Origin of the sequence: Nocardioides cavernae (genome assembly GCF_016907475.1) — a bacterium.
Lineage (GTDB): Bacteria > Actinomycetota > Actinomycetes > Propionibacteriales > Nocardioidaceae > Nocardioides > Nocardioides cavernae.
The window spans coordinates 4,099,484-4,124,445 of sequence record NZ_JAFBCA010000001.1; the positions used below are offsets into that span (position 1 = coordinate 4,099,484).

The 24,962-nt window shown below is 72.6% G+C and carries 27 protein-coding genes and 1 pseudogene; 13 read left to right on the top strand and 15 right to left on the bottom strand.

Going from position 1 to position 24,962, the window contains the following annotated elements:
• Positions 1-4 precede the first annotated feature (4 nt).
• The gene (locus tag JOD65_RS19345; protein ID WP_191194981.1) at positions 5-547 is read left to right on the top strand and encodes a GNAT family N-acetyltransferase; all 543 of its coding nucleotides are present in this window, start codon (positions 5-7) and stop codon (positions 545-547) included.
• Positions 544-990, top strand: a complete 447-nt coding sequence (locus tag JOD65_RS19350; protein ID WP_191194980.1) for a GNAT family N-acetyltransferase — start codon at positions 544-546, stop codon at positions 988-990. Before JOD65_RS19345 ends, JOD65_RS19350 begins: the two co-directional genes overlap by 4 nt.
• Before the next feature lie 6 nt (positions 991-996).
• Here the strand turns inward: JOD65_RS19350 and JOD65_RS23835 are convergent, their stop codons facing one another.
• Positions 997-2,265: a PucR family transcriptional regulator gene (locus JOD65_RS23835; RefSeq protein ID WP_191194979.1), complete on the bottom strand. Its 1,269-nt coding sequence runs from the start codon at positions 2,263-2,265 to the stop codon at positions 997-999.
• Between the two features lie 69 nt (positions 2,266-2,334).
• Here JOD65_RS23835 and JOD65_RS19360 point away from each other — a divergent pair, with 69 nt between their 5' ends.
• From JOD65_RS19360 to JOD65_RS19370, 3 genes are read left to right on the top strand one after another with little or no spacing between them, the layout of a single operon-like run.
• Entirely contained in the window at positions 2,335-3,075 is a 741-nt protein-coding gene (locus tag JOD65_RS19360; RefSeq protein WP_191194978.1) for an oxamate carbamoyltransferase subunit AllH family protein, read from the top strand.
• Entirely contained in the window at positions 3,072-4,568 is a 1,497-nt protein-coding gene (locus JOD65_RS19365; protein ID WP_191194977.1) for an AllF/FdrA family protein, read from the top strand. Before JOD65_RS19360 ends, JOD65_RS19365 begins: the two co-directional genes overlap by 4 nt.
• Complete coding sequence (locus tag JOD65_RS19370; protein WP_191194976.1) at positions 4,565-5,965, top strand: YlbE family protein; 1,401 nt, start codon at positions 4,565-4,567, stop codon at positions 5,963-5,965. The genes JOD65_RS19365 and JOD65_RS19370 overlap by 4 nt, the downstream gene beginning before the upstream one ends.
• 154 nt (positions 5,966-6,119) lie before the next feature.
• Here JOD65_RS19370 and JOD65_RS19375 read toward each other — a convergent pair whose 3' ends face one another.
• The 9 genes from JOD65_RS19375 to moeZ form a co-directional block, all read right to left on the bottom strand.
• On the bottom strand, positions 6,120-6,797 hold the full coding sequence (locus JOD65_RS19375) for a lysophospholipid acyltransferase family protein (RefSeq protein ID WP_191194975.1): 678 nt from the start codon (positions 6,795-6,797) through the stop codon (positions 6,120-6,122).
• A 5-nt stretch (positions 6,798-6,802) separates the two neighbouring features.
• A complete protein-coding gene (locus tag JOD65_RS19380; RefSeq protein WP_191194974.1) occupies positions 6,803-7,135 on the bottom strand; it encodes an MGMT family protein in 333 nt (110 codons plus the stop codon).
• A complete protein-coding gene (locus tag JOD65_RS19385; RefSeq protein WP_191194973.1) occupies positions 7,132-7,641 on the bottom strand; it encodes a hypothetical protein in 510 nt (169 codons plus the stop codon). Before JOD65_RS19385 ends, JOD65_RS19380 begins: the two co-directional genes overlap by 4 nt.
• Entirely contained in the window at positions 7,638-8,918 is a 1,281-nt protein-coding gene (locus tag JOD65_RS24120; RefSeq protein ID WP_191194972.1) for a DUF58 domain-containing protein, read from the bottom strand. The genes JOD65_RS19385 and JOD65_RS24120 overlap by 4 nt, the downstream gene beginning before the upstream one ends.
• The gene (locus JOD65_RS19395; protein ID WP_204811293.1) at positions 8,915-9,949 is read right to left on the bottom strand and encodes an AAA family ATPase; all 1,035 of its coding nucleotides are present in this window, start codon (positions 9,947-9,949) and stop codon (positions 8,915-8,917) included. Before JOD65_RS19395 ends, JOD65_RS24120 begins: the two co-directional genes overlap by 4 nt.
• A complete protein-coding gene (locus JOD65_RS19400; RefSeq protein WP_191194971.1) occupies positions 9,946-10,371 on the bottom strand; it encodes a hypothetical protein in 426 nt (141 codons plus the stop codon). Before JOD65_RS19400 ends, JOD65_RS19395 begins: the two co-directional genes overlap by 4 nt.
• Complete coding sequence (locus tag JOD65_RS19405) at positions 10,368-11,165, bottom strand: DUF4129 domain-containing protein (RefSeq protein ID WP_191194970.1); 798 nt, start codon at positions 11,163-11,165, stop codon at positions 10,368-10,370. The genes JOD65_RS19400 and JOD65_RS19405 overlap by 4 nt, the downstream gene beginning before the upstream one ends.
• Positions 11,166-11,234: 69 nt before the next feature.
• Positions 11,235-12,104 carry a hypothetical protein gene (locus JOD65_RS19410; RefSeq protein ID WP_191194969.1) on the bottom strand — a complete coding sequence of 290 codons (870 nt, stop codon included), beginning with the start codon at positions 12,102-12,104 and terminating at the stop codon, positions 11,235-11,237.
• 37 nt (positions 12,105-12,141) lie between these two features.
• The gene (gene moeZ / locus JOD65_RS19415) at positions 12,142-13,341 is read right to left on the bottom strand and encodes an adenylyltransferase/sulfurtransferase MoeZ (RefSeq protein ID WP_191194968.1); all 1,200 of its coding nucleotides are present in this window, start codon (positions 13,339-13,341) and stop codon (positions 12,142-12,144) included.
• Positions 13,342-13,624: 283 nt separating this feature from the next.
• Here moeZ and JOD65_RS19420 point away from each other — a divergent pair, with 283 nt between their 5' ends.
• From JOD65_RS19420 to JOD65_RS19435, 4 genes are all read left to right on the top strand, one after another.
• A complete protein-coding gene (locus JOD65_RS19420) occupies positions 13,625-15,886 on the top strand; it encodes an immune inhibitor A domain-containing protein (RefSeq protein WP_204811295.1) in 2,262 nt (753 codons plus the stop codon).
• A 220-nt stretch (positions 15,887-16,106) separates the two neighbouring features.
• Positions 16,107-16,694, top strand: coding sequence for a TetR/AcrR family transcriptional regulator (locus JOD65_RS19425; RefSeq protein WP_191195496.1), 588 nt, complete (start codon positions 16,107-16,109; stop codon positions 16,692-16,694).
• Between the two features lie 63 nt (positions 16,695-16,757).
• The gene (locus JOD65_RS19430) at positions 16,758-16,976 is read left to right on the top strand and encodes a DUF3107 domain-containing protein (RefSeq protein ID WP_191194967.1); all 219 of its coding nucleotides are present in this window, start codon (positions 16,758-16,760) and stop codon (positions 16,974-16,976) included.
• A gap of 144 nt (positions 16,977-17,120) precedes the next feature.
• The gene (locus JOD65_RS19435; RefSeq protein ID WP_191194966.1) at positions 17,121-17,405 is read left to right on the top strand and encodes a GlsB/YeaQ/YmgE family stress response membrane protein; all 285 of its coding nucleotides are present in this window, start codon (positions 17,121-17,123) and stop codon (positions 17,403-17,405) included.
• A gap of 68 nt (positions 17,406-17,473) precedes the next feature.
• Here the strand turns inward: JOD65_RS19435 and JOD65_RS19440 are convergent, their stop codons facing one another.
• The gene (locus JOD65_RS19440) at positions 17,474-18,148 is read right to left on the bottom strand and encodes a ferritin-like fold-containing protein (protein ID WP_191194965.1); all 675 of its coding nucleotides are present in this window, start codon (positions 18,146-18,148) and stop codon (positions 17,474-17,476) included.
• Positions 18,149-18,394: 246 nt separating this feature from the next.
• On the opposite strand from JOD65_RS19440, the pseudogene JOD65_RS19445 reads away from it, so the two are divergent.
• Positions 18,395-19,666 (top strand): annotated as a pseudogene (locus tag JOD65_RS19445) (DEAD/DEAH box helicase); the annotation flags it as partial.
• Between the two features lie 46 nt (positions 19,667-19,712).
• Here the strand turns inward: JOD65_RS19445 and JOD65_RS19450 are convergent.
• The gene (locus JOD65_RS19450; protein WP_191194964.1) at positions 19,713-20,567 is read right to left on the bottom strand and encodes a ParA family protein; all 855 of its coding nucleotides are present in this window, start codon (positions 20,565-20,567) and stop codon (positions 19,713-19,715) included.
• A gap of 140 nt (positions 20,568-20,707) precedes the next feature.
• On the opposite strand from JOD65_RS19450, the gene JOD65_RS19455 reads away from it, so the two are divergent.
• Together JOD65_RS19455 and JOD65_RS19460 are read left to right on the top strand one after the other, a co-directional pair.
• A complete protein-coding gene (locus JOD65_RS19455) occupies positions 20,708-21,460 on the top strand; it encodes an SDR family NAD(P)-dependent oxidoreductase (RefSeq protein ID WP_191194963.1) in 753 nt (250 codons plus the stop codon).
• The gene (locus JOD65_RS19460) at positions 21,457-21,954 is read left to right on the top strand and encodes a GNAT family N-acetyltransferase (protein ID WP_191194962.1); all 498 of its coding nucleotides are present in this window, start codon (positions 21,457-21,459) and stop codon (positions 21,952-21,954) included. The genes JOD65_RS19455 and JOD65_RS19460 overlap by 4 nt, the downstream gene beginning before the upstream one ends.
• Before the next feature lie 116 nt (positions 21,955-22,070).
• Here JOD65_RS19460 and JOD65_RS19465 read toward each other — a convergent pair whose 3' ends face one another.
• Both JOD65_RS19465 and JOD65_RS19470 read right to left on the bottom strand, forming a co-directional pair.
• On the bottom strand, positions 22,071-22,916 hold the full coding sequence (locus JOD65_RS19465) for a PHP domain-containing protein (RefSeq protein WP_191194961.1): 846 nt from the start codon (positions 22,914-22,916) through the stop codon (positions 22,071-22,073).
• Between the two features lies 1 nt (position 22,917).
• On the bottom strand, positions 22,918-23,499 hold the full coding sequence (locus JOD65_RS19470; protein WP_191194960.1) for a histidine phosphatase family protein: 582 nt from the start codon (positions 23,497-23,499) through the stop codon (positions 22,918-22,920).
• Positions 23,500-23,548: 49 nt separating this feature from the next.
• On the opposite strand from JOD65_RS19470, the gene JOD65_RS19475 reads away from it, so the two are divergent.
• Positions 23,549-24,718, top strand: a complete 1,170-nt coding sequence (locus tag JOD65_RS19475; RefSeq protein ID WP_191194959.1) for an MFS transporter — start codon at positions 23,549-23,551, stop codon at positions 24,716-24,718.
• 16 nt (positions 24,719-24,734) lie between these two features.
• Here JOD65_RS19475 and JOD65_RS19480 read toward each other — a convergent pair whose 3' ends face one another.
• Positions 24,735-24,920: a DUF5302 domain-containing protein gene (locus tag JOD65_RS19480; RefSeq protein WP_191194958.1), complete on the bottom strand. Its 186-nt coding sequence runs from the start codon at positions 24,918-24,920 to the stop codon at positions 24,735-24,737.
• Positions 24,921-24,962: the final 42 nt, after the last annotated feature.

A 24,962-nucleotide genomic window follows, 5' to 3' on the forward strand; every position in this document is an offset into this window, starting at 1 on the left:
GTGCATGGGCCTGCCTCTCACCGTCGACGCCTGGCCGGCCGGATCGGTCCGCACCGAGCGGCTGCTCCTGCGCGCGCCCGAGGTCCGCGACCGCCAGGAGTTCCTCGACCTCGGCTCGGACCCCGTCGTCAACCTCCACCTCGGCGGTGGCCAGGACCGCGCGACGCTCGAGGCCACCCTCCCCGCGGTGCCGGCGGCCCGGCCCGCGCAGTACGTGATGGAGCGCGACGGCCGGTTCCTCGGCTGGATCGGGCTCAGCCGGCGCGAGTCGGACCGCCCGGGCGGGTCGTCCGTCGACGGTCTTGGTCCCGAAGGCGTCCTGGAGCTCAGCTACGTCCTCCCGGTGCACGCGTGGGGGCACGGGTACGCCACCGAGGCGTGCGCGGCGCTCCTCCAGACGTCCGACGAGCGTCTCGGCGAGCCCGTCGTGCTGTGCACCCAGGTCGGCAACACGAGGTCGCGGGTGCTGGCGGACCGGCTCGGGTTCACCGAGCTCGCGCGGTTCGAGGAGTTCTGCGCCGAGCAGTGGTTCGGCGTACGCCGATGACGTCGCTGCGCCGCGCCACGCGGTCAGACGCCACGACGATGCATGCCATCGCGCAGGCGGCGTACGCCGGCTACGTGCCGCGGATGGGCCGTCGCCCCTACCCGATGGACATGGACTACGACGCTGCCGTCGCTGAGGCGGAGTCGTGGGTGGCCCTCGACGACTCGTCCGTCGTCGGCTTCCTGGTGCTGGTCGACGAGGCCGACGCCATGCTGCTCGAGAACGTCGGCGTCCTCCCCTCGCACCACGGGCGAGGCGTCGGGCGCGCCCTGCTCGAGCTCGCCGAGTCGCGTGCCGTCGAGTCGGGCCACTCCCGGATCCGGCTCTTCACCCACGTGACGATGGTCGAGAACCAGGCACTCTACGAGCGCATCGGATACGTCGAGACGCACCGGGGGGGCGACGAGGGCTTCGTCCGGGTGTTCTACGAGAAGGTGCTCTGAACCCGCCTAGCCCACGATCTCCAGCGCCCGGAGCGCCACGGCGACGTCGAGACGCAGGTGGGGGTCGGTGGCGACGGGACCGAGGATCCGCTGCAGCTTGCCGACGCGGTAGCGCATCGTGTTGTAGTGGAAGAACTGGGCGCGGGCCGCCTCGGCCACGTTGAAGTTGGTGTCGAGCAGCACCTGGAGCGTCTCGCGGAGGTCCGCGGCCTCGGGCGTGCGCTCGGCGAGCGGGCCGAGGACGTCGGCGGCGAACGACGTCAGCTCGGCGCTGTCGGGGACGAGGGCGAGCAGCCGGTGGAGGCCGAGCTGGTCGAAGCGGGTCACCGATCCCCCGCCGTGCACCCGGCGACCGATCTCGACGGCGCGCTGCGCCTGGCGGAACGCCTCGGGCAGCTCGCCGAGCCCGTGGGAGACGCGGCTGACGCCGGCCGAGAAGGCGATCCGGCCGCCGCCGCGGTCACCACGCACGGCGGCGATGATCCGGTCCACGACGACGTGCGCGTCGGTGGGGTCGGCCGGGTCGACGGGCACCAGGGTCACCACCTCGCGGCTGAACGCGACCGACGCGATCGTGGGGTCGACCGTCGCCGAGACCTGCCGCCACGCGTGGGCGAAGCGGTCCTGCCAGGCCCGCCGGTCCTCCGGGTCGGGAGCGAGGGAGGCGATCGCGTCGGGGTCGAGCACCGCGACCACGACCATCACCGGGCGGTCGAGGTGCCAGCCGAACGCCTGCGCGTGCTCGGCGACGTACTCGTCCTCGCCGGCCCGGTCGAGGAACACGTCGCGCAGGAAGTCGCCGCGGTACTTGTTCTCCACCGCCGTGATCGCCTCCACGCGCGTCACCAGCAGCGCCGCCACGATCGCGGCCCGCTCGAGCGCCTGCACGTCGGAGGAGTGGATCTTGCCGTCGGGGCGGAGCGCCACCAGCCGCGCGAGGTCGACGCCGGCCGCGACCACGCGGCGTACCAACGCCTCCCCCTTGCCCGCGGCCGTGCCCTCGGGATCGATCCGCTCGACGCGTACGCGACCGGTCGGGTCGAGCAGCTCGGCGTCCGCCAGCGCGGCCCGCTGCACATCGTCGAGGTGCGCGGCGCGCTCGCGGCCGTCGGTGGAGGTGAAGACGACGCCGCAGCCCAACGCGTTGCCGACCGCCTCCGCGATCGCGGCCAGGTCGCCGCCCTCCAGCACGATGTGGGTGAGGGCGGTGTGGAGTGCGTCGGCACGCTCCAGCGCGGCGACGGCCTCCGGGTCGCTTATCAAGTCTTGGTGCACATTCACCCCTTGGTCCGACAAGTTCTCACATTCGCGAGTGTCGCACGAGCCGTTAGCGTCTGGGGAGTGATGTCCGGACCGATCCCCGTCGCGGCACCGCTGCGGGTGCACGATCGGCTCCGAGGAGCCTCCGACGGCCCTCGCCGGGTCGTCCACGCGAGCAGCACCGCCCTGTACGTCGACCTCGACGGCTGGTGCCTCGGCCTCGTGTCGGCGAGGGCGACCCGTGTGCCGTGCGCGCTCTGGTCGACGCTGCCCGACCTCGCCGTCCTCCACCCGGTCGCCCAGGTGCGCGACGGCCTGCTGGTGGTCGGTGACCGGCCGGTCCGGATCACCCGCCTCGTCGACCCGCGCGCCCCCCGCGTGGGACGTCATGAGGAGTGGTCGCCTCGACGACCGGACGCCATGACGTCCGCGCTCGACGGCCTCGACCTCCCCGCCGACGGCCACCTCACCTCGACCCACCTCGACCGCCTCGTCGGCCGCGGGCCGGGCCTGACGCCGCTCGGCGACGACGTGCTGGCCGGGTGGTTCACCGCCCGCGCCGCCCTGGGCCGGCCCGACGACGTGCTGGCCGCGGCCGTACGAGATCGCCTCCACACCACGACGCTGCTGTCCGCCACGCTGCTCGACTGCGCGATCCGCGGCGAGGCGCTGCCCCAGTTCGCCGACTGGCTCGCCGACCCCACTGACCCGACGGCCGACGCGCTGCTGGCCGTCGGCGCCACCTCGGGCGCCGGCCTCCTCGCCGGCGCCGGGCTCGCCCTGGCATCGATCGAGGACCACACCACATCCCGGAGGGTTGCATGACCACGCCGACCAAGGACCACGTCGAGCTCCGCAGCGGTGCGTACGCCGACTCGGTGACGCTGCTGCAGGTGAGCCGGGCCGTGCAGGCCACCCCCGGCGTCGTGGCCGCGCAGGTCGCGATGGCGACCGGCCTCAACCTCGAGGTGCTCGAGGGGATGGGCTTCGACATCCCCGGCTCCTCCCCCAACGACATGGTCGTCGCCCTCCGCCTCGACGCCGACGCCGACGTGCCCGCGGCCCTCGCCGCGGTCGACGCGGCGCTCACGCCCACCCGCCCGACGGGCGGCGACACCACGATCGCCCCGCCGCGCACCACCGGGAGCGCGCTGCGGCGCTCGGCTCCCGACGCGATCACACTCGTCTCGGTGCCCGGCGCCAGCGCCACCGTCGAGGCGATGGACGCGCTCGAGGCGGGCCGCGACGTGATGGTCTTCAGCGACAACGTGCCGGTGTCCGAGGAGGTCGCCCTCAAGCGGTACGCCGCCTCGCGCGGCAGGCTGGTCATGGGACCGGACTGCGGCACCGCCGTCGTCGACGGCGTCGGGCTCGGCTTCGCCAACGCGGTCCGTCCCGGACGGATCGGCATCGTCGCCGCCTCCGGCACCGGCTGCCAGCAGCTGCTCGCCCTCCTCCACCACGCCGGCGAGACCGCCGAGGGGGTCGGGGTGCGCCACGCGCTCGGCGTCGGCGGTCGCGACCTGTCGTCGGCCGTCGGCGGGCTCGCCACCCGGGAGGCCCTGCGCCGGCTCGACGCCGACCCGGACGTCGACCTCGTCGTGGTGGTGTCCAAGCCCCCGGCGCCGGAGGTCGCGGAGGCACTCACGAAGGAGACCGGCGCGCTGGGCACGCCCGTGGAGCTGGGCCTGCTCGGCCGCGGCCAGCGCGACCTCACCGCGGTCGCCGAGGCCGTGCTGGAGCGGCTCGGCCACACCCCGCCGGAGTGGCCGGTCCACGGCGCCGACAACACCGGGCCCGCGACCGGGCCGCTGCTGCGCGGACTGTTCGTCGGCGGCACGCTCTGCGACGAGTCGATGCTGATGGCGTCCGCGGCCCTCGGCCCGGTCCGCAGCAACATCCCGCTCTCCGACGACCTCGCGCTGGGGGACGACCTGCTCGTCGACGACCACACGATGGTCGACTTCGGTGACGACGAGCTCACCCAGGGACGCGCGCACCCCATGATCGACCCCACCCTGCGCAACGAGCAGCTGGCCAGGGCCGCCGCCGACCCCGCGACCGGCGTCATCCTGCTCGACCTCGTCCTCGGCCACGGCGCCGAGCCCGACCCGGCCGCCCTCCTCGCCCCGGCGATCGCGGCGGCCCGCCGGGACCGTCAGGTCCCGGTGGTCGTCAGCCTGGTCGGCACCGACCTGGACCCGCAGGGCCTCGACGCCCAGCGCGACGCCCTCGTCGCCGCCGGCGCCGAGGTCCACCTCTCCAACGCGAGCGCCACCCGCCGCGCCATCCAGCTGATCGAAGGAGCGGCCCGATGAGCCAGCCCACCGTCGTCACCGTCGGGGCGGACATGTTCGCCGACTCCGTGGCGGGTCAGGCCGTCGACGTCGAGCGCGTCGACTGGCGTCCGCCGATGCCGGGCACCGAGGCCGACCTCGCCGCGGTCGCCACTGATCCCCGCCGCCCCGACGCCAACCGTCGTGCCGTCGAGGCGATGCTCGGCGTGACGGCCCACCTCGTCGACGTCGCGCCCGCCTCCGAGGTGCTCGGCCTCGAGAAGGGCCAGTTCCTCCACGCGGGCCCGCCGATCGAGTGGGCACGGACGTCCGGCCCCCTGCGCGGCGCGCTGATGGGCGGCGCCGCCCTCGAGGGCCTCGTCGACGACCCCGAGGACGCCGTCGCGCTCTTCGAGTCCGGCAGCTCGGTCAGTCTCGAGCCGTGCCACCACCGCAGCGCCGTCGGCCCGATGGCCGGCGTCGTGACGCCGTCCATGTGGATGTGGGTCCTCGAGGACCGCGCGACCGGGCGCCGGACGTACTGCTCCCTCAACGAGGGGCTCGGCAAGGTGCTGCGCTACGGCGCCTACTCGTCCGAGGTGCTCACCCGGCTGCGCTGGATGGGCGACGTGCTCGGCCCCCTGCTGCAGGCCGCCGTCCGCGGCACCGAGGAGGCGACCGACGTCACCGGCATCCTCACCCAGATGCTGCAGATGGGCGACGAGGCGCACAACCGCAACCGCGCCGGCACGCTGATGCTGCTGCGCGACCTCTCCCCCGCAATGGTCAGCAGCGGGTCCGACGCCGGGTTCGACAGCAAGGACGTCGCGGACGTGCTGCGCTTCGTCGGCGGCAACGACCACTTCTTCCTCAACCTCGCGATGCCCGCGTGCAAGCTCGCGCTCGACGCCGGCCGCGACGTGCCGGGCTCGACCATGGTCGTGGCCATGGCGCGCAACGGCACCGACTTCGGCGTCCAGGTCTCCGGCACCGGCGACGAGTGGTTCACCGGTCCGGCCCAGGTGGCCGAAGGCCTCTTCCTCGGCGACTACGGCCCCGACGACGCCAACGCCGACATCGGCGACTCCGCGATCACCGAGACCGCCGGCATCGGGGGCTTCGCGATGGCGACCGCCCCGGCGATCGTCCGCCTGGTCGGCGGCACCGTGCCCGACGCGCTGGCCACCACCCGACGGATGCACGAGATCACGCTCGCGGAGAACCCCCGCTGGTCGGTGCCCGTCCTGGAGTTCATGGGCACGCCCACCGGCATCGACGTCTCCAAGGTGTGCCGCACCGCGATCCTGCCGCAGATCAACACCGGCATGGCCGGCAAGGTCGCCGGCGTGGGCCAGGTGGGCGCCGGGCTCGTCACCCCGCCCGCGGAGATCTTCCCGAAGGCGCTCGCCGCGCTCGCTGCGCGGGTCCCCTCCGCCTGAGCGGTGCCTGAGCCACCTTCCGCGGCACAGGAACGTGGCTGGCACACCGCCCACCGGCGTGCCGACGGACGACACGCCCTGGAGCGGTGCCTGAGCCACCTTCCACGGCACACGAATGTGGCTGGCACACCGCCCACGAGGGCGACCCGGTGGATCAGGCCGGGGACGCGGGCCGCTCGTTGTAGACGCCGGCCGGCTCCTGCCCGGTGAGGCCGCCGATGGCGCCCATGATCCGGTCTGTCAGGTCGCGACGCGCCCGGCCGCTCGGCACGCCGTCGTACTCGTCCGCGACGGTGATCGGCTCGCCGACCCGCACGGTGACGTCGACCTTGCCCAGCCGCGGGCGGTTGGCGCCGACCGGCTGGATCTCCTCGGTCCCCACCAGCCCGACCGGCAGGACGGGGCAGCCGGCGGTGAGGGCGAGGTGCGCCACGCCCGTACGACCGCGGTAGAGCCGACCGTCGCGCGAGCGGGTGCCCTCGGGGTAGATGCCGAACGCCTCCCCGCGCCGCAGCACCTCGAGCGCGGTGTCGAGGCTGGCGATCGCCGCCTTGGTGTCGTCCCGGTCGACCGGCAGCATGCCGAGTCCCTCGAACCACGCGCGGACCAGCGTGCCCTTCACCCCGGTGCCGGTGAAGTAGTCGGACTTGGCGAGGAAGACGACCTTGCGCGGGACCACGACCGGGATGACGACGCTGTCGAAGAAGGACAGGTGGTTGCTCGCCACGATGACGGGTCCGGTGGCGGGCACGTGGTGCAGCCCCTCGACCACGGGGCGCCACACGGCACGGGCGAGCGGGGGGATGACTCCGTGCGCGACCGTGTAGAGCATGGCAGTCATTCTGCCCCGAGCCGCGGCGACCAGAACGCCCGTGTCAGATCCACGGCCCCGCTCGGCCGCAACGGGGTGGCCTCCTCGAGGTAGGCCTGCCGCGCCTCCTCGCCGTGCGAGGGCGGCAGGGAGCCGTCCGCGCGGACCACCCGCCACCACGGCACGCCGCCTCCGTGGGCGGCCAGCACCGACCCGACCAGCCGCGGACCGCCCCGCCCGAGCCGCTCACCGACGACGTCGGCGATGGCGCCGTACGTCGTCGCGCGACCGCGCGGGACCGACTCGGCGCACTGCAGCACCAGCTCGGCGTAGAGCTCGCGCTCCTCCTCGGTCGTCATCGCTCCTCCGGCCGGATCAGGCGAGCGGTGACGACCAGCAGGCCGACTGCTGTCACCCCGGCGAGGAGCCACAGCCACGACGGGGCGAGTCGCGGGTCGAGGCCACGGACGGCCAGCCAGGTGACCGGGAGCGGGACCAGCGCCAGCCCGCCACGAGCGAGCCACAGCCGCGCCAGGCGCGGGTCGATCGGGAGCGTCGCGGGGCCGTACGACGCCAGGGTGGCGGCGACGTGCGCAGCGGCGAGCAGCACGCCGACGACGAGCAGCCGCCAGTCGACGACGTCGTGGACCGCCCACCAGCCGGCGACGAGGGCGAGCGGCACCACGCCGACGGCGTGGTCGGGCAGCCACGCCCAGGACGCCGCCGAGAGCACGACCCCGGCGACCACCAGGCCGTGCGGCACCTGTGGCAGCGCGAGCGCCAGTGCGGCGCACGGCAGCACGAGGAGCATCGCGCGCAGCACGACGACCGGTGGGGTCACACCGGGACGCAGGAGGGGCATCACGCACGCACCCGCGGCACCTGCGCGCGACGCGACAGCTGGTGGAGGACGGTGTCGAGGGTGCCCGGTCCGCGCCACGGCACCACGGGGGCACCGAGGGCGGCCAGGCGTCGTAGCCGGTCGTCGCGCTCGATCTTCTGCATCCGCATGGCGAGGCTCGGCAGGGCGAGCCGGTCCGCGCCCTCAGGCTCGGTCAGGGCGTCCCCGAGGGTGTCGACGACGACGACCGACGTCCCGCCGCGCTGGAGGCTGGCCGTCGCGGTGACCAGCGGCGTGAACAGCATCGGCGACAGGACGTGAACCACGCTCCCGGACTGCGTGCCGAGGTCGAGGCGCTCCGGTGGGGTGCTGCGCGCATCGGTGCGGATCCGGGCGAGCGTGCCGAGCAGCCGCTGCAGGTGGCGCGGCCCCGATCCGAGCGGCACCCGCGCGCCGTTGGCGGCGACCACGAGCAGCCCGACCCGGTCACCGGTGCGGACGTGGTGCTCGGCCAGGGCCGCGGCCGCGCGCACGGTGAGGTCGAGCGTGCTGGCGCGGCCGTCGATCCCGCCCGAGACGCCGATGTCGCGCAAGGCGTCGACGAGGAGCCAGACCCCGGCGTCCTGCTCGGCGCGCGTGGTGACGACGTGCAGCTCCCCGGTCCGCAACGAGACCGGCCAGTTGATCCGCTTCAGGCGGTCGCCGGTGGCGAAGGGCCGGATGCCCTCGAACTCCGTGCCGCTGCCCACCCGCCGCGAGCGGTGCCGGCCGACGAGGCCGTCGGGCTGCGGCACCTCGGCCCGGGTGTCGTACGGCGCCCTCCTGGGCAGCACGACAAGGCCGCTCTCGGGGAGGTGCACCGGACCCCACCGCCAGCCGGCCCACGTGCTGGTGAGCGCGACTCGCTCGGCGCCCACGGCGCGGCGACCCCAACGACGCGGGCTGAAGCCGATGGTCGGCAGTCCCTCGTCGACGAGGGAGCCGACCGTGCCGTACGTCGGCGAGGTGGCGACATGGGCCGCGCGGGCGGCGACCCGGGTGACGTGCTCGACCCCGGCGAGGTCGTCGACGTCGAGGCGGGACGTCGCGCCCTGCCCCTCGTGCAGGCGGCGGTGGTCGAGCCGGGTGGCGACCTGCGGGTTCCGGCGCGGGCGGCCGACGAGCCCGGTCGCGGCGAGGACCACGAACGGCGCGCACAGCACCGCCAGCACCTCCTGGCCGAGCACGATCCCGAGGCTCACGCCGCCGAGCCCGAGCAGGCAGGCGCGCACGAGCGCTGTAGTCGGCCGCCAGGAGGTCACAGGCGGCCGCCCCTGTGCGCTTCCAGCGTGCGCGGCGTCTCGACCGAGGCCAGGACGGAGTCGACGACCCGCGAGCCGGACGCCTCTGTCATCCAGAGGTCCGGCTTGACCGTGATCCGGTGCGCCAGCACTGCGCGGGAGACGACCTTGACGTCCTCGGGGACGACGAAGTCACGGCCGCGGATCGCCGCCCACGCCCGTGCGGTCAGCACCAGGCCGAGGCTGCCGCGCGGCGAGGCGCCGGTGAGGACGTCGGGGTGGGAACGCGTCGCAGCGACGAGGTCCACGCAGTAGCGCGCCACGGACTCGTCCACGACCACCCGCTCGACCGCGGCCTGCGCGGCGGCCAGCCCGGCGGCATCGGTGACCTGGGCGATGTCGACCTCCTCGCGCTGCCGGTCGAGGCGGCGCCGGAGGACGTCGTGCTCCTCGCCGGCGGAGGGGTACCCGAAGGCGACGCGCAGCAGGAAGCGGTCCAGCTGCGCCTCGGGCAGCGGGTAGGTGCCCTCGTACTCGACGGGGTTGGCCGTGGCCAGGACGTGGAACGGGCTCGGCAGCGGGTGGGTCTTCCCCTCGACCGTGACCTGGCCCTCCTGCATCGCCTCGAGGAGCGCTGCCTGCGTCTTCGGCGGGGTCCGGTTGACCTCGTCGGCGAGCAGCAGCCCGGCGAACACCGGCCCCGGACGGAAGTCGAACTCCGCCCGGCGCTGGTCGTAAACGTAGGAACCCGTGAGGTCGGCCGGCAGCAGGTCCGGGGTGAACTGCGCGCGGGAGAACTCCAGGCCCAGGGCACCCGCGAAGGAGCGCGCCGCCAGCGTCTTGCCCAGGCCCGGGAAGTCCTCGAGCAGCACGTGCCCCTTCGCCAGGATGCCGGCCAGCACCAGCGACAGCACCTCGCGCTTCCCCACGACGGCGCGGCCCACCTCGTCGAGGACGCGCTCGGCGAACCCGGCGACCTGCGCGGGCTCCAAGGACTCTGCGGACGCTGCGGGGTCTTGGTGCTCGGTGCTGCGGTGGTCGGCGTCGCTCACGGGACGTCCTCGATTCGGGTCAGGATGCGGTCGATGTCGGCCGGCGCGAGCCGGCGGGTGTCGGCGAGCTCGCGCCGGATGGTCTCGCCGAGGTCGGGATCGCGAGCGCGGGCGAGCGCCACGAGCCGGTGGGCCACGGCGTCGGACGGCTGGTCGGACTGCACGTGGCTGGAGAGCACCCGGAGGTCGGAGGAGGCCTCGTCGACCCGGTCCGTCGGCGGCGGCCCCTGTCGCCACTCCGCTGGGGGGGCGTCGGCGATGTCGATGAGGAGGTACGCCGTCGTCAGCACGACCACCGACCACACGACGTACGGCAGGGGCTGGGGCTCCATGTCCAACCACGTCGCGACGGCGAAACCGGCACCGGCGAGGACGACGCCGCCCCCCGCACGCCCGCGCCAGCGGTCGGGGACGCGGATCATGCCCCCACCCCCAGGCTGCGCCGGACGTCGGCGAGGGCCACGAGCGCGCGCTCGCGGTGCTCCTCGGTGACCGGGTGGTCGGAGAACCGGGCCTCCCGGTAGAGCTCGGCGAGTCGGTTGACCGAGCCGTTGTCGGCCGCGGCGAGGTCGAGGATGCGCAGGCCGTACTCCGACGACGTCTCCGAGGCCCGCCGGGCCACCCCCGCTCGCTCGCCCTGGACCTCGAAGTGGTGCCACGCGGCGACGATGGCGTTGCGCGGGTCTCCCTCGCGCAGCAATGTCTCCTGCTCCCCGGCGTCGGCGGCCACCTGCTGCGCCACCCGGGCCGGCTCGTCCGGCACGGTGAACCCGACCGCGGTCCGCTCCTCCTCGCGCAGGCGGCGCGCCCGGACCTCCCGCAGGACGAGGGCAGCGAGCCACGCCAGGACCGCGAGGCCACCCGCTGCTGCCGCGGCGAGAAGGAGGCCGGTGAGCACCCCCACCCACAGCGGCGGCGCCTGCTCGACGGCCCCGCCCGGCCCGTCGCCGCCGAAGCCGGCCGGGCCCTCGCAGTAGTTGCGCTCGGTGAAGTCGTCCGGGAGCTCGACGGTGGTCGAGCCGTCCTCGGCCGTGGTCACGGGCAGCGGGATGCACGTCTCCGCCGTGGTGGTCGTGGCCGGCGCCGGCCCCGGACCGGTGAACACCTCGTCCGGGCCGAGCAGTGTGGCCCAGGCGACCAGCACCATGAACAGGGTCGTGGCGGCGACGGCCACGACGGCGCGCAGGCCCGGCGGCCACTCCCCGAACGCACGCATGGCGCGACCCTAGGTGACGGGGTCGCGCCATGCGAGGGCGCCCGGTGGGGGCAGGCGCCTCGGGTGAGGTCAGAGGATCGGGCTGAAGGGCTCCGTCCCGGGCACCAGCCGGAGGCCGGCGATCCCGCTCGAGGCCTGGGCGTAGGCCAGCTCGTGGGCGAGGTCGCCGACCCCGTTGGACCCGGCCAGCGGCGCCAGCGCCAGGGTCGACAGCGTGCCGAGCGCGTTGCCCTCGGCGTCGAGGAACGCCGAGCCCGAGTCGCCGGGGACGCCGGGCGTCACCGTGTAGACGGGGTGCGACCACCCCTCACCCTCGGTGCCGAGGCTCGTGCCCTGCTTGGGCGAGAGCAGCTCGATGCCGGCGCGGAGGCTGGAGTTGCCGTAGGAGTGGACGGTGTCACCGGCCGCGGTGCCGGTGGTGTTGACCGCCACGGGCCCGCCCCAGAACGGCACGGACGGGTTGACCGTGCCCGCGTCCGCGGCGTCCACCTTCACCAGGGCGAGGTCGTTGTAGGCGCAGGCGTTCTCGTCGGTCTCGCCGTTGCGCTGCATCGCCAGCCACGAGGAGTAGACGAGCGTGCCGCCCCCGACGCGGGTGCCCTCGGAGACCAGCGAGCCGCCCTCGACGAAGTCGACCTTCGTGCCGAGCGGGAGCGAGCCCGCGTCGCAACCGTTGGTGTCGGTGGCCTCGCCGGTGCCGGCGCAGTGCGCCGCGTAGCCGACGTACGTCGTGCCGGCGGTGTCGGTGTAGACGAAGTTGGCGGTGCACTGGGCGCCCTCGGTGTACATCTGCACGCCCGGGTGGATGGCGGCCGAGGCGGCAGGCGCCCAGTCGGCGCGGGCCTGCTTCTTCGGGGCAGCGGTCGCGGGGGCGCTCGTCGCGGCCGCGGCCACGAGACCTACCGCGGTGAGGGTCAGGAGCTTCGTGGGAGTACGCATGCCCCTCCCAACGAGGTCCGCCGGGAGGGGTTACGCGTCAGTAGGCCGGCTGGCTCGGGTCGACCTGGCTGACCCACGCCACGACGCCGCCGCCCACGTGCACGGCGTCGGCGTAGCCGGCGCCCTTGACGATCGCGAGCACCTCGGCGGACCGGACGCCCGACTTGCAGTGCAGGACGATCGGCTTGTCGCTGGGCAGGTCACCGAGGGCGTTGCCGTTGAGGAACTCGCCCTTCGGGATCAGCTTGGCGCCCGGGATGCGGTTGATCTCGAACTCGTTGGGCTCGCGGACGTCGATGAGCTCGAAGTCGCGGGTGCCCTCCTCGCGCTCCTTGAGCATCGTCTCGAGCTGGGTGACCGAGATGGTCGAGCCGGCGGCGGCCTCGGCGGCCTCGTCGGAGACGGCGCCGCAGAAGGCGTCGTAGTCGATGAGACCGGTGACCGTCGCGTTCTCGCCGCAGAGCGCGCAGCTCGGGTCCTTGCGGACCTTGAGCTTGCGCCACTCGAGCTCGAGGGCGTCGTAGATGACGAGCTTGCCGATGGCCGGGTCACCGATGCCGGTGATCAGCTTGATCGCCTCGTTGACCTGGATCGAGCCGATGCTGGCGCACAGGACGCCGAGCACGCCGCCCTCGGCGCAGCTGGGGACCATGCCCGGCGGCGGCGGCTCGGGGTAGAGGCAGCGGTAGCAGGGGGCGTCGTCGGCCAGGGTCGGCGCGAAGACGGACGCCTGGCCGTCGAAGCGGTAGATCGAGCCCCAGACGTAGGGGATCTTCAGGAAGTAAGCGGCGTCGTTGACCATGTAGCGGGTCGCGAAGTTGTCGGTGCCGTCGACGATGAGGTCGTAGCCCTCGAAGACCTGCAGCACGTTGTCGTTGTCGAGGCGCTCGTTGTGCACGATGACCTCGACGTAGGGGTTGACCTCGGCGATCGACTCCTTGGCGGACTCGGCCTTGGGGCGGCCGATGTCGGACATGCCGTGGATGATCTGGCGCTGGAGGTTGGACTCGTCGACCTCGTCGAACTCCGCGATGCCGAGCGTGCCGACGCCGGCCGCGGCCAGGTAGAGAAGGGCGGGCGAGCCCAGCCCGCCGGCGCCGATGACGAGCACCTTGGCGTTCTTCAACCTCTTCTGCCCGGCCATCCCCACGTCGGGGATGATCAGGTGGCGGCTGTAGCGGCGCACCTCGTCGGTGCTGAGCTCGGCTGCGGGCTCGACAAGTGCAGGGAACGACACGTCTTCTCCTCGACTCGGGTGTGGGTGCAACAGCACCGACGACTCCCATGTTCCCCGCGGCCCCCACAGGCCCTTCACCGGTCCCGCGATGCGGACGCGGGCCGCTGGATGCCGACGCCGCAGCATCTTCGGCCTCCGGGGTGTATTCCGAAGATTTTCCTTGCCACCGGGCCCACCCTTGGGGTGGAGTGACCCGCTGGTGACTCGTGGTGACCACCTTCGGGTGGCCCGAACGGGTCATGCACCACCATCCCCCCACCTCTCGGAACACGGAGAACTCCCTGTGAAGAAGAAGTCCCTCTCCGGCCTGATGGCCGGAACGGCGTGCCTGGCCCTCGGCCTCGCCGCCCTCCCCGCAGCAGCAGTCCCCTCCGACGGCGCCCCGGCGTCGTCGGAGCAGGTCCGCGCCAAGCCCGACAACCGCACGTCCCCGCAGATCAGGAAGCAGGCGCGGCTCAAGGCCAAGGCCCGCGCGATGGTCGAGAACGGCTCCGCGAAGGCCCGCTCCCTGGCTGACGGCAGCCAGGTCGTCGAGGTCGCCGACGGCGAGTTCGTCGAGCTCGGCGAGACCGGCACCGACAAGATCTGGACGATCCTGTCGGAGTTCGGCACCCAGGGCTCGAAGAAGCTCGGCCTCACCCCCGGCCCGCTGCACGACACGATCCCGAGGCCCGACCGCACGAAGGACAACTCCACGACCTGGGAGCCGTCCTACGACAAGGCCTACTTCGACGACCTGTTCAACGGCCCCGGCGAGTCGATGGCGAACTTCTACACCGCCCAGTCCAACGGCGCCTACAGCGTCGACGTGACCACCGAGGACTGGGTCACCGTGCCCGGCAACGCGTCGACGTACGGCGACAACGCCGTCGAGGACGACGGCGGCTCGTGGTCCTTCATCAACGACACGGCCGACGCGTGGGCGACCTCGTCGGGCAGGTCGACCGCCGAGCTCAACGCCTACCTCGCCCAGTTCGACGTGTGGGACCGCTACGACTTCGACGAGGACGGCAACTTCGACGAGGCCGACGGCTACATCGACCACTTCCAGGCCGTCCACGCCGGCGAGGGCGAGGAGGCCGGCGCCGACCCCGACGCCATCTGGTCGCACCGCTGGTACGCCTACCCGACGACCGCCGGCTCCGAGGGCCCGTCCGTCGGTGGCACGCCGAACCTCAACGGCGGCGTCCGGATCGGTGACACGAACTACTTCATCGGCGACTACACCGTCGAGCCCGAGAACGGCGGCCTCGGCGTCTTCGCGCACGAGTACGGCCACGACCTCGGCCTGCCCGACTTCTACGACACCAACGGCGGCGACAACGGCACGTCGTTCTGGACCACCATGTCGTCCGGCTCGTGGCTCGGCCACGGCGGCGCCGACGAGGGCATCGGCACCCACCCCGGCAGCTTCGGCCCGGAGGAGAAGCTCTTCCTCGGCTGGCTCAAGTACACCGAGGTCGACAAGGGCGCCGGCACCCGCAGCGTCACCCTCAGCCCGTCGGAGAAGCAGGTCGACGGCGCCTACCAGGCCGTCAAGGTCAACCTGCCCGAGGCGACCACGACGCAGGCCCAGGTCGACATCCCCGGCGGCGACTACGCGTGGTGGTCCGGTCGCGGCGACGACCTGCGCAACACGCTGACCCGTGACGTTCCGGCGGCCGACACCGTCACCGTCACGGCCGACGCGTGGTACGACATCGAGCAGGGCTACGACTTCCTCTACGCCCAGTACTCCGCCGACGGCGGCAGCACCTGGACCACGATCGGCCGCGGCCTGACCGGCACCAAGACCCGGTGGGGCGGCCTCCGCTTCAGCTACAAGGCGGCCGGCAAGGCCACGAAGTTCCGGTTCCGCTACGCCACGGACGGCGGCGTGAACCAGACCGGCGCGTTCCTCGACAACATCGCGATCAAGGCCGACCGGACCACCTTCACCGACGACGTCGAGACCGAGGCCGCCGGATGGGCGGTCAAGGGCTGGAAGCGCTCGACGGGCGCCGAGACGGTGTCGGACAACCGTTACTACCTCATCGAGAACCGGCAGTACGTCGGCTACGACGCCACGCTGGCGCAGGGCCCGTACAACTTCTCCGAGGCGGTCAGCCGACCCAACTGGGTGGAGTTCTTCAAGTTCCAGGACGGCATGCTCGTCTGGCTCGTCGACCCGACCGCGGCCGACAACAACACCTCGGTGCACCCGGGTTCCGGGTACGCCCTGCCGGTCGACGCGACGCCGAACTCGTTCACCTACAGCGACGGCACGAGCCCGACCAACCGGCGTGAGCCGTTCGACGCCACCTTCGGGCTCGACGTCATCGACCGGACGTGCCTGCACAAGCAGGTGGCGGCCGACAGCACGCTGGAGACCTGCTCGGGCGGCGTCCCGCAGCAGGCGACCTTCGACGACACGCTGGTCTCGACCTACTACGACGCGGCCGCCAACCCGCAGAACTCGGTGAAGGTCGCCGGGGAGGGCGTCAAGGCCACCGTCAAGAGCGTCGACGGCACCACCCGCAACATGCTCGTGGACGTCACCTACTGAGGCGACACCCCGACACGCGGGGAGGGACTCCGGCACACCCGGGGTCCCTCCTCGCACGTCCGGCTGCCGATAGGCTCGCCATGGCCTACCCGGCAGTACCTTCCTGCTGTACGGCCCATCACCACTCGGCGACACCCCCGGCAAGCAGGAGTACGACGTGACCGCAGGCAGCACCGACACCACGTCCGACGGCGTCAACCCCCGACCGCGCGGCGGCCGGATGCCGCGGCGCGAGCGTCGCGTGCAGCTGCTCGAGTCCGCGCTCGAGGTCTTCGTGGCGCAGGGCTACCACGCTGCCGCGATGGACGACATCGCCGACCGGGCCGGGGTGTCCAAGCCGGTGCTCTACCAGCACTTCCCCGGCAAGCTCGACCTCTACCTCGCGCTGCTCGACACCTCGTGCGACCTGATCATCGACAACTGCCGTGAGGCGCTGGCCTCCACCAACGACAACAGGGACCGCGTCGCGGCGACGATGAAGGTGTTCTACAGCTACGTCGCGTCCGAGGAGGGCGCGTTCCGGCTGGTCTTCGAGTCCGACCTGACGAGCGAGCCCGACGTGCGCGAGCGCGTGGACCGGGTCACGACCGAGTGCGCGTCGATGATCGCCGACGTGATCCGCACCGACACGGGCCTGCCCGACGAGGCCTCGGAGCTCCTCGCGGTGTCGCTGGTGGGAATGGCGCAGGTGTCCGCGCGGTTCTGGCTCGCGGGCGGTGGCCAGATCACCCAGGACGACGCGGCTGCCCTGATCGCCGGGCTGGCCTGGCGCGGCATCCGGGGCTACCCGATGACCGACGACCACTGACCCGACCACCGACCCGGCATCATCGAGACGTCACCCAACACCCCTGAGCTGAGGAGCAACATCGTGGAGGTCAAGATCGGCGTGCAGCACGCGCAGCGCGAGCTGGTGCTCGACACCGACAGCACGCCCGAGGACATCGAGGCGCGGCTGACGGAGGCGCTTTCCGCCAACGGCGTGCTGCGGCTGGCCGACACCAAGGGCCGCTCGGTCGTCGTGCCGGCCGACAAGATCGCCTACATCGAGCTCGGGTCACCGAGCGCGAGCACCGTCGGCTTCCGCTGACGCCTCACCGGAGGGGGTGAGACACCCCATCCTTCCGGGCGGCGTGGTGATTGATCCGGACCCCTTCGGGGAACATGATGAGGAAGCCGGCACACACTGTCGGCACTCCCGTCACGAGCTCGTGACAAAGAAAGGTGGCCCACCATGGTCGTAGATCTCATCGTCCTCATCATCATCGGCGCGATCATCGGACTGCTCGGCAAGCTCGTCGCCCCGGGCGACAAGGACAACATCCCGATCTGGCTCACGATCCTGTGCGGCATCGGCGGTGTGCTGCTCGGTTACTGGATCTACTCCCTGTTCGGTGGCGACGGCTCCCGCGGCATCGACTGGGTCCGCTGGATCGTCGCCATCCTGACCGCGGCCGTCCTGGTCGTGATCGCCTCGACGGTCACCGGCCGCAACACCGGGTCCCGCACGCGCGTCTGACCCGCACGCACCACCGCACGAGGCCCCGCATCCGTCGGATGCGGGGCCTCGTCGCGTCTGCGGTGGGCTCAGGCCTCCAGGCCGAGCTGGGCCATCCGGTCGGTGTGCAGCTCGGTCAGCCGGGTGAACATCCGGCCCAGCGCGGCCAGGTCGAGACCCGGGCGGTCCACCCCCCCGGCCAGCAGCGCGGTGAGGGAGTCACGGTCGCCGGCGACGCGCTGCGCCTGGGTGAGGGCCTCGCCCATCAGTCGTCGCCCCCACAGGGCCAGCCGGCCGCCGAGCCGGTGGTCCTCGGCGATGCCGGCGCGGACCCGCTCGACGATGAACGCCGTCTGTCCCGTGTCCTGCAACGAGCTGATGATGACCTCGCGGGTCTCCGCGTCGAGGTAGGCCGCGATCTCGCGGTAGAAGTCGGCGGCGAGCCCGTCGCCGACGTAGGCCTTGATCAGTCCCTCGTAGTAGTCGGAGGGCGCGGTGTGCGCGTGGAAGCTGTCGAAGCTCGGCCGGAAGGCCTGCATCGCCTCGGCCGGGTCGGCACCGAGCTGCTCGAGCCGCTCGACGAGCTTCTGCAGGTGCCCGAACTCGGCGGTGGCCATGGCTCCGATGGCGATCTTGTCGCCGATCCCGGGCGCCATCTTGCCGTCCTCGACGAGGCGCTCGAAGGCCGACAGCTCGCCGTAGGCGATGGCTCCGAGGAGGTCGACTGCGGCGCGTCGGTAGTCCTCATCGGGCGATTCCGTCATGTTCGCAGCCTAGCGATAGCATCATGGTGACCGAGCCGCCGACGTATCTGCCGGTGGCCGCCTGTATGTGCGCGGTCGGCACTCGCCCATCAAGGGCCTCTCGAGTGGGCTGACCGCATACGTGGGACATCCGACTCAGCAGAGAGACACCATCTCGTGACCACCTTCCGTGAACTGGGCGTGCTGCCCGACATCTGCGACGCGCTCGACCGCGCCGGCATCACCACCCCCTTCGCCATCCAGGAGATGACCCTCTCGGTCGCCCTGATGGGCACCGACCTCATCGGCCAGGCCCGCACGGGCACCGGCAAGACCCTCGCCTTCGGCATCCCGGTCCTGCAGCGCAGCGTCGCCCCCAAGGACCCGGCCTACGCCGACATGCCGCAGGGCAAGCCGCAGGCCCTGATCGTCGCGCCGACCCGCGAGCTGGCCCTGCAGGTCTCCAACGACCTGCACCTGGCCAGCAAGGACCTCGGCCTCCGCGTCCTCACCGTCTACGGCGGCGTCGGCTACGACGCCCAGCTCGAGGCGCTCGAGTCCGGTGTCGACATCGTCGTCGGCACCCCGGGCCGGCTCATCGACCTGGCCAACCGTCGCTCGCTCGACCTCTCGCACGTGCACGCGCTGGTGCTCGACGAGGCCGACGAGATGCTCGACCTGGGCTTCCTGCCCGACGTCATCACGCTGATCTCGAAGACGCCCGAGACCCGGCAGACGATGCTGTTCTCGGCGACCATGCCCGCCGCCATCGTCTCGCTGGCCCGCATCCACATGCGGCACCCGATGAACATCCGCGCCGAGTCGTCGTACGACACCACGATGGTCCCGGCCACCGCGCAGTTCATCTACCAGGCCCACGACCTCGACAAGCCGGAGATCATCGGCCGCGTGCTGCAGGCCGATGACGCCGAGAAGATCATCGTCTTCACCCGCACCAAGCGTCAGGCGCAGCGCGTTGCGGACGACCTCGCCGAGCGCGGGTTCCTGGCCTCCCCGCTCCACGGGGACATGGCCCAGGTCGCGCGCGAGAAGGCGCTCGCCAAGTTCCGCGAGGACAAGATCCGCGTCCTGGTCGCGACCGACGTCGCGGCCCGCGGCATCGACGTCCGCGGCGTCTCGCACGTCATCAACTACACCTGCCCCGAGGACGACAAGACCTACGTGCACCGCATCGGTCGCACCGGTCGCGCCGGCGCGACCGGCACCGCGATCACCTTCGTCGACTGGGCCGACCTGCACCGCTGGAAGATGATCAACAAGACGCTCGACCTGCCGTTCGACCAGCCGCAGGAGACCTACTCGACCTCCGAGCACCTCTTCCACGACCAGGGCATCCCGGCCGGCACCAAGGGCCGCATCGTTGACCCCGCCCCGGTCGAGAAGAAGGAGCGCGCGCCGCGCGAGCGTCGTTCCGGCTCCGGTTCGGGCTCGGGCCGCAGCGGCTCGGACGCCCCGTCCTCGGAGAAGTCCGGCGACGCACCCCGCCGCCGCAACCGCAACCGCCGTCGCACCCGCGGTGGCGAGTCGGTCGAGGCCCCCAAGGCCTGACCTCCGGCCCCTCGGGTCACTGCTTCGCGCGAGCGGGCTTCTTCGCCACCTTCTTCTTGGGGCGGGAGGCCCGCTCGACGAGGTTCTGGGCGACCTCGCGGTAGGCGTTGGCGCCCTTGCTGCTGCGACTCGTGGCGAGGATGGACCGGCCGGCGGCCGGGGCCTCGGCGAACTTGATCGTCTTGGGGATCGGCGGCTCGACGACCTCGAGGTCGTAGGTCTCGCTGATCGTCTCCAGCACCGTGCGGGCGTGGTTGGTGCGGCCGTCGTAGAGCGTCGGCAGCACGCCCCACACCTCGAGGCCGCGGTTGGTGAAGCGGCGTACGTCGTGGACGGTGTCGAGCAGCTGCCCCACCCCGCGGTGCGACAGCGTCTCGCACTGCAGGGGGATGAGCACGCCGTCCGCCGCGGTCAGCGCGGCGACCGTCAGCACGCCGAGGGAGGGCGGGCAGTCGAGCAGCACCCAGTCGTACGCCCCCACCTCCGAGTCCTCGAGGTCCTCGGCCAGCTGCTCGAGCGCGCCCTTGATGACGTGCTCGCGCCCGGTGCGGGTGAGGAGGTCGGCCTCGGCGCGGGCGAGCTCGATGGTGGCCGGAAGGACGTCGACGCCCTCCTCGGTCTCGATGATGACCTCGATCGGGTCGACACCCTGGGTCAGGACGTGGTGGACCGACGTTTCGAGGTCCTCGGGGTCGATGCCGAGGGAGAACGTCAGGCAGGCCTGCGGGTCGAGGTCGACCAGCAGCACACGGTGCCCGAGCTCGGCCAGCGCGGCGCCGATCGAGGCGACGGACGTGGTCTTGGCGACGCCGCCCTTCTGGTTGGCGACGGCCAGCGTGACGGGGGCCGCTCCCCGGCTCTTGGTGCTCATTGCGCGCAATTGTGCCGGACGGGTTCGCGGACGGTGGGGCGGTCCTGAAATGCTGGCCGTATGAGCAAGCGAAGCGAGCGAATCATCCAGCACCATCCCGCACGTGCCTCATGGGCGCACGGAGCGAAGCGAGTACGTCCATGAGTGTTTCACTGATCACCGGCGCGACCGCCGGCATCGGCCACGAGTACGCCGTCCAGCTCGCCGCCCGCGGCGACGACCTCGTCCTCGTGGCGCGCGACTCCGCCCGTCTCGAGGAGGTGGCCGAGGAGCTGCGGCGCGCCCACCAGGTCCGGGTCGAGGTGCTGGTCGCCGACCTCACCGACCGGGAGCAGCTCGCCACGGTCGAGGCCCGGCTCGCCGACCACGACCGACCGGTGGACCTGCTGGTCAACAACGCCGGCTTCGGGCTGAAGAAGCGCTTCCTCGACAACACCGCCGACGACGAGACCGCGATGCTGGAGGTCCTCGTCACCGCGGTGCTGCGGCTGAGCCACGCCGCTCTCGGGGCGATGGCCGAGCGTGGCCACGGCGGCATCATCAACGTCTCCAGCGTCGCGGCCTTCCTCCCCCGCGGCACCTACTCCGCGTCGAAGGCGTGGGTCAACAGCTTCAGCGAGTGGGCGCACCTGGAGTACAAGTCGCGCGGCGTGAAGGTGATGGCCCTGTGCCCGGGCTTCACCAAGACCGAGTTCCACCAGCGGATGGAGGTCAAGCGCGGCGAGGGCTTCATGTGGCTCGAGGCCGACTTCCTGGTCCGCAAGTCGCTCGAGGACTTCGAGAAGGGCCGCGCCTACTCGATCCCCGGCGCGCAGTACAAGACGATCCGGGTGCTGACGACCGCCATCCCGAACCGCGTCCTCCGGCTCACCCAGAGCATGGGCCGCCGGTGACGGTGCGCATCGCACCCGCTCTCGTCGGCGACGCGGAGCAGCTGGCCGACCTCCACCTCGACGTCTGGGAGGAGGCGTATGCCGACCTCATGCCCGCGTCGGTGTTCACCGAGCGGCGCTCGCGCCGCGACGAGCGGGTCGCGAGCTGGAGCGGCATCATCGCGGCCGGGTCGAGCGACAACCTGCTCGCCCGGTCGCCCGACGGCCGGCTGCTCGGCTTCTCCAGCACCGGCGGTGGCCGCGACCCCGACGAGGGCCTCCCATCGCTCGAGCTGATGGGGCTCTACGTGCGGGCGTCGTCGTACGGCACCGGGGTGGGGCACGCCCTCCTCGAGGCGGCGATCGGCGACTCCCCCACCTACCTCTGGGTCCTCGACGGCAACGTCCGGGCGATCGGCTTCTACGAGCGCCACGGCTTCGCGTTCGACGGCGCGACCAAGCCCGAGGACGTCGGGCTCGAGCGGCGGATGGTGCGCAGCTCGACCCCGGTCTGACCGCTCCCGGGCTGACACCGCGACGCGGCGGCAGGACGATCGTGGAGGTTCTGAGTCACCCGGTGACTCGGAACCTCCGCGATCGCCTCGGTCCTGCGAAGAACTGCCCAGGCAGGTCAGCCGCCGAGCGGGTTGCCGGCCAGCGAGAGCAGCCGCTCGTACTGCTCGGGGTCGGTCGTGTTGACGCCCAGGTCGTGGTCGACCTTGCCGAGGCCGTGGTGGTCGCTGCTCCCGGTGGCGACGAGGTCGAGGTCGGCGGCGATGCCGCGCAGCCGCTCGCGCAGCTCCGGGGAGTGGTCCTGGTGGTCGACCTCGATCCCGGCGAGGCCGAGGTCCTTCAGCATGGCGAGCGCGGACTCGTCGAGCACGGTGCCGCCGCGCCTCCCCCACGGGTGCGCGATCACGGGTACGCCGCCGGCGCCGGTGATGATCGGGATCATCTCCTCGAGCGCGGACGCGTAGCGGTTGACGTAGCCGGGCTGCCCCGGGCTCAGCAGCGTCGCGAACGCCTCGGTGCGGTCCCGGACCACGCCGAGCCGGGCGAGCGCGTCGGCCACGTGCGGGCGTCCCGCCGCGACCGAACCCCCGGACTCACGGCGTACGTCGTCCTCGGTGATGTCGACGCCGTGCGCGCGGAGGGCCGCGACGATGGCCGGCGTCCGCGTGGTGCGCCCCTCGAGGATCCGGTCCAGCTCGAGCACCAGCGCCGGGTCCGTCGGGTCGGGCAGGTAGCCCAGGAGGTGCACGCCCCGGTGGCCGAAGCGCGTGCTGATCTCGAGGCCCGGCACGAGCGTGATGCCGACCTCGTCGGCCACCTCGCCCGCCTCCGCCCAGCCGGACATGGCGTCGTGGTCGGTCAGTGCGACGACGTCGAGACCGGCGGCTGCGGCCTCGCGCACCAGGTCTCCGGGGGTGTCGGTGCCGTCGCTTGCCGAGGAGTGCGTGTGGAGGTCGATCCGCACGTCAGCTGTTCCACTTCAGCAGCGCCGGGTGCTCGCGCTCGAAGCCCAGCACCGACACCGTCGACGTGTCGAGCTTGAAGAACCGGCCCTCGTCGGCCGGCTGCTCGACCCAGCGCGCGGTCAGCACGCGCAGCGAGTGGCCGTGGGCGAAGACGAGGGTGCGGTCGTGCTCCCGCGCGCGCGCCACGACGCGGTCCAGGCGGGCGGAGACCTCGTCGGCCGTCTCACCGCCCGGCGTGGGGTGCGTCCAGATCGTCCAGCCGGGCACGTCCTCGCGGATCTCCGCGGTGGTCACGCCCTCGTAGTCGCCGTAGGCCCACTCGACGAGGTCGTCGTCGACCGCGGCGTCGGGGAAGCCGGCCAGCTCGGCCGTACGACGCGCGCGTTGCCGCGGGCTCGTCAGGACGAGGTCGAACTCGACCCCGGCCAGCCGGGACGCCAGCGCCGTCGCGCCCTCCTCACCGTTCTCGGTGAGCGGCAGGTCGGTCACCGAGGTGTGCCGACCGTCGCGGCTCCACTCCGTCTCACCGTGCCGGACCACCCAGAGCTCGGGGCCATCGGAGTTCGCGCCACCGGAGGTCATGTCCGCGAGTCTGCCACGGGCGCCGGGCGGGGCTGCCACGATGCTCGGCATGACGACCGCCGACCTCCGCCGGGCGCGACGGGCGATCGCCGCGGCGTTCGCCGTGCAGGGCCTGGTGTTCATCAGCCTGACCACGCGGCTGCCCCGGTTCCAGGATCGCTGGGACCTCGGTGAGCTCGCGCTCTCGGGCGTCCTGCTGATGATGGTGCTCCTCGCCGGGGCGGGGTCGCTGGTCGCCGAGCGGCTGGCCCCGCGCCTGGACAGTGCTGTGGTCCTCCGCGCCGGTCTGCTGGTCGTCGCGGTGTCGGTCGCGGTGACCGTCCTCGCCCCCACCCGACCGGTCTTCGTCGTCGGCCTCGCGGCGTACGGCGTGGGGCTCGGGCTCGTCGACGCCACGGGCAACATGCAGGCGGTGGCCCTCGAGCACCGGTGGGGCCGGGTCGTGCTGCCGTCGTGCCACGGGGCGTGGACGATGGGGGGCATCGTCGGCGCCGTCGTCACCCTGGCCACCGGGGACGTCCCGTGGTCGGCGGTCGCGCTGGTCGCCGCGCTCCCGCTCGCGGCCACGATGGCGCCGTACCTCCGTCGCGACCACGGCGGTCCCGCCACCACCACGGAGACGGACGTGCCGTGGCGGGCGATCGTGATGGTCGGGCTGGCGCTCGTCGTCTTCTACACCGTCGACACCGCCGCGGCGACCTGGGGACCGGTCTACCTCGACGACGTCTTCGACGCCCCCGAGGACCTGGTCGCCCTGGCCACGCTCCCCTACCTCGTGGCGAGCGGCGTGGTGCGTCTCGCCGGGGACCGCCTGACCGAGCAGATGGGCGCGGTCCGCCTGGTGCGGGTCGGGGCTGCGATCGCCCTCGTCGCGCTCACCGTGGTGGTCGCGGCACCGTCGTGGCCGGTCGCGGTGGTCGGGTTCACGCTGCTCGGCTGCGGGGTGGCGGTCGTGGCGCCGCTGAGCTTCTCCGCCGCCGCGGCGCTGGCCGGCCGGGACGCCGACCCGGCGACCCGACGGGCCCGGGTCGACGCCGTGGTGGCGCGCTTCAACCAGTTCAACTACGCCGGTGCGCTGCTCGGCGCCGTCATGACGGGGGCCGTGGGCTCGAGCTCGCTGAGGATCGGCTTCGCCGTGCCGCTCGTGCTGGTGGTTGCCCTGTTCTGGCTGGCGAAGGCGTTCGCGCCGGCGGACGAGGTGCCCGCCGGCGCGCGCTAGGGCTCAGCCCGGCGGCTCAGACGCCGCCGCCACCGGCCTTGCGTCGGTGCATCGGCTTGGCGACGTTCTTGTCGTTGACCTCGGAGCCGTGCGCCTTCTCCCGTGAGCCCGCACTGTCGTCCGGGTGGTCGTGGCCCTTCTTGCGATCGAGGGCCTCCCGCATCTTCGCCTTGATGTCGGCGTTCGGGTCCTGATCGGCCATGAGGTCCTCCTGGATCGATGAACGGTCGGAACCCCCACCCTG